The 1,302-nt window shown below is 25.7% G+C and carries 2 protein-coding genes; one reads left to right on the forward strand and one right to left on the reverse strand.

Translation table 11 applies throughout. The features are described 5' to 3' along the window. A partial coding sequence (locus AB0M20_RS44100) for a hypothetical protein (protein ID WP_364307519.1) occupies positions 1-282 on the reverse strand: 282 nt, incomplete at its 3' end. A gap of 106 nt (positions 283-388) precedes the next feature. Between AB0M20_RS44100 and blaZ the strand changes: the two genes are divergently transcribed. Next, on the forward strand, positions 389-1,234 hold the full coding sequence (gene blaZ, locus AB0M20_RS44105; RefSeq protein WP_000733622.1) for a penicillin-hydrolyzing class A beta-lactamase BlaZ: 846 nt from the start codon (positions 389-391) through the stop codon (positions 1,232-1,234). Positions 1,235-1,302 lie beyond the last annotated feature (68 nt).

Below are 1,302 nucleotides of genomic sequence, written 5' to 3' on the forward strand. Positions count from 1 at the left end.
GATGTCTGTTGTAAACTCATGAACAGGTTTAGTGGTATTTATGTTAGGATTCAAATTGTGTGAATTACTTTCAACTGTGGGCTCTTGATTATTCAAATTATTAAATTTAAAAAAAGAGAATTTAATAGGGATGAAAGGAATTAATCCTGCAAGAAGAGTTAGATACCAAACTTTATAATTTAACATATAATTAAAATAGCGTTTTAATATGTACCTAAAAAATAATAACAATAGAAATATAAAACAAAAGCTTACTATGCTCATTATTAATAACTTAGCCATTTCAACACCTTCTTTCAAATATTTATAATAAACTATTGACGCGAATATTACAATTGTAATATTATTGATTTATAGAAATTACAACTGTAATATTGGAGGGTATATTTTGAAAAAGTTAATACTTTTAATTGCAATTGCTTTAGTTTTAAGTGCATGTAATTCAACCAGTTCACATGCTAAAGAGTTAAATAATTTAGAAAAGAAATATAATGCTAATATTGGTGTCTATGCATTAGATACTAAAAGTGGTAAGGAAGTAAAATTTAATGCCGATAAGAGATTTGCCTATGCTTCAACTTCAAAAGCGATAAATAGTGCTATTTTGTTAGAACAAGTACCTTATAATAAGTTAAATAAAAAAGTACATATTAACAAAGATGATATAGTTGCTTATTCTCCTATTTTAGAAAAATATGTAGGAAAAGATATCACTTTAAAAGAACTTATTGAGGCTTCAATGAAGTATAGTGATAATACAGCAAACAATAAAATTATAAACGAAATCGGTGGAATCAAAAAAATTAAAAAACGTTTAAAAAAATTGGGAGATAAAGTAACAAATCCAGTTAGATATGAAATAGAATTAAATTACTATTCACCAAAGAGCAAAAAAGATACTTCAACGCCTGCTGCTTTCGGCAAGACTTTAAATAAACTTATCGCAAATGGAAAATTAAGCAAAAAAAATAAAAATTTCTTACTTGATTTAATGTTAAATAATAAAAACGGAGACACTTTAATTAAAGATGGTGTTCCAAAAGACTATAAGGTTGCTGATAAAAGTGGTCAAGCAATAACATATGCTTCTAGAAATGATGTAGCTTTTGTTTATCCTAAGAACCAATCTGAACCTATTATTTTAGTCATTTTTACGAATAAAGACAATAAAAGTGATAAACCTAATGATAAATTGATAAGTGAAACCGCCAAGAATGTAATAAACAAATTTTAATAGTCTAAATGTACTACAAAAACTGATATAATTCTATCTTTCATAAAACTTCATAATATCGAAGTAAT

Source organism: Actinoplanes sp. NPDC051633 (genome assembly GCF_040681735.1).
Lineage (GTDB): Bacteria > Actinomycetota > Actinomycetes > Mycobacteriales > Micromonosporaceae > Actinoplanes.